The sequence below is a fragment of the Streptomyces sp. NPDC001880 genome (assembly GCF_053594575.1).
Window position 1 is genome coordinate 1 of record NZ_JBSFET010000253.1, and the last position, 2,146, is coordinate 2,146.

The following is a 2,146-nucleotide window of genomic DNA, read 5'->3' on the forward strand; positions in this document are numbered from 1 at the left end:
CGCCGAGTGCCGCGGTGTCCGTGGAGCGCACGTCGCCGTAGCGCAGGGTGCGGGCGAGCGCGGGCAGGGCGTCGGCGAGATGGCCCACATCGGCGACGGCACTGGTGAAGGGTCGGTATTTGCAGCGTGCGCAATTCAGCGACACCGGTAGGTGCGCATGCCACCACTGAAGGAAGCGGGGGGTGGGCTTTCGGGCCTGGTTCGACTACGGCTGGTTGGAGGCTGGCCTGGCGAGAGCGAGACGGGCCCAACGTTGCAGCTCCTCTTCGTGGCTGCCTGTCCCTGTCTGCTGGGCGACCGTCGCAGTGTCCTCGGGTGTCGGATCGCCGTTGCGGGAGAGGAGCTCCAGTGGCCAGGCCGGGATGTCGGGCTGCTGGCCGTCGAAGAGATGCCAGTCCCAGGGGCCGTCGAACCGCCAGGCATGCCCGTCATGGTCAACGATTTCGTCGCCTGCCTCGAGGAAGGCGTAGGGGCGGAACAGCAACTCGATGCGAATCGGTTCACCGCCGACCGGGTCAAGGGCATATCCCTGGTCCTCGAGCTCGGGATCGTGGGCTTCGCCCTGCCGCAGGATTTCGAGGTAGCAGGCTGGGCGGGGCAGCATGCCGGTCACCAGAGGGGGATCGAAGTGGTGGACGGACGCGACATGCACCACCGTCGGCGCGATTCCCACAAGGCAGGTGTCGCCGGCCTTCATGTCTGTTTCCGCCGGCACGGTACGGAAGTAGGTACGGTCCCAGTCGAAGGCCTCCGGGGTGGGCAGCGCGGTCTCGCCGTTCCAGCAGAAGCTGTGCGCCTCCGGATCGACGTCGTTCCACGGCCACCGTACGGACACGTAGAAGCGAGAGACCGAAGCGACTGTGGTCTCTGTGAGTGGGCATTCGAGCGTCAGCACATCGCCGGTCCGGAACCGGACACCACCTCCGTCCAGGCGGTGCTGGCCCGTTGGCTCTTCTTCCCAGTCACCCATCATGTCCTCCTCGTCAACCGGAGCGATCATCACAGATGGGGATGTGCTGGCTCCCCGCGATGGCCATTCGCTGGCGGTGCACGGGCAGAGTTCTGCCACCCCTGAGCAAGACGTGGGCACAAAAGTGCTGCCCGGTCCGGTGAAGGCGTGATCTAGGGGCTGGTGAGGTAGTGGGACCAGCTTTCGCTGACCATCTGTGCCCAGCGGTTGGCGGTGTGGGGCTGGATACCGAACAGGTCTGCCATCACGATCGGTGGGATGTCGGCGATGGCCTCGATCATGGCCGTGTTGCGGGCTGCTCGGGCCGGAAGGCCGTGGCGCCTTGAGGTTCCCCCGCAGCGCGGGAGTGGCTGACTAGGGACTGTCCGGGCGATCACGCTCGAACTGACTGCGGATGCAGGGGCAGCCGTGACTGTGACGTGCGGAGCCAGATGGCCTGAACAGTGTCGGTAACCGTGCCGAGGAAGATGTAACCGAGCTTGAGAGGCGGTGAATTCCCGGATGCTGACTGGCCCTGTTGGCTCCACGCGGGAACCATCGAGATGCACGATCACCACCGCCGTTGATGTCAGGACCGGATATCGACTGTTGACCTCAACCCTGCTTGAGGTTTTAGGCTCCTGGCATGACGATCATGGAGTACTCACCGGACCGGCTAGCCGCCCAGCCCATCGGTTATTGGAGCGGGGTCGCAAACGAGACCATCGTCGGCAGCATCCGTGCCGCCCTCGCCGTGGAGGGGCTCACGCAACCGCATTGGTGGATCCTCAACCACGTCGCAGGCGCCCCCGAGCAGTGGACCCGCGTCTCCCTCACCGCCAAGCTCTCCCCCTTCGACCGTCAGGACACCGAATTCGAGGCTGTCTACGCCAACCTCGCCTCCCGCGGCTGGATCGCGGAGACAGGCGGCTGCCTCACCCTCACCGAAGCCGGCGAAGAGGGACGACAGCGCGCAAAGGCCCGCAACCTCAAGGTTCACGAGCAGATGCACAACGGCGTGGAGACCGCCGACTACGTCACCACCCTGAACGTGCTCCGCCGGATGATCGCCAACCTCGGAGGCAATAGCGACCTCCCCTAGCTTGATCTTTAACCTCGGGGTCCGAACGGCTCCTCGTACTTGATCACTCGGAGTGGTAACTGCCGCACGTGCGGGCGGCCTTCGGCTGAGGATGT

The 2,146-nt window shown here is 65.3% G+C and carries 3 protein-coding genes and 1 pseudogene; 1 reads left to right on the forward strand and 3 read right to left on the reverse strand.

Annotated features, from left to right (window positions below):
* The 3 genes and pseudogenes from ACWCQ6_RS36965 to ACWCQ6_RS36975 form a co-directional block, all read right to left on the reverse strand.
* Positions 1-94, reverse strand: a pseudogene (locus ACWCQ6_RS36965) (DUF5682 family protein); the annotation flags it as partial.
* A 111-nt stretch (positions 95-205) separates the two neighbouring features.
* Entirely contained in the window at positions 206-1,069 is an 864-nt protein-coding gene (locus tag ACWCQ6_RS36970; RefSeq protein ID WP_451096851.1) for a hypothetical protein, read from the reverse strand.
* A 53-nt stretch (positions 1,070-1,122) separates the two neighbouring features.
* Entirely contained in the window at positions 1,123-1,251 is a 129-nt protein-coding gene (locus ACWCQ6_RS36975; RefSeq protein WP_451096853.1) for a hypothetical protein, read from the reverse strand.
* Between the two features lie 344 nt (positions 1,252-1,595).
* On the opposite strand from ACWCQ6_RS36975, the gene ACWCQ6_RS36980 reads away from it, so the two are divergent.
* A complete protein-coding gene (locus ACWCQ6_RS36980) occupies positions 1,596-2,051 on the forward strand; it encodes a MarR family transcriptional regulator (protein ID WP_451096855.1) in 456 nt (151 codons plus the stop codon).
* Positions 2,052-2,146: the final 95 nt, after the last annotated feature.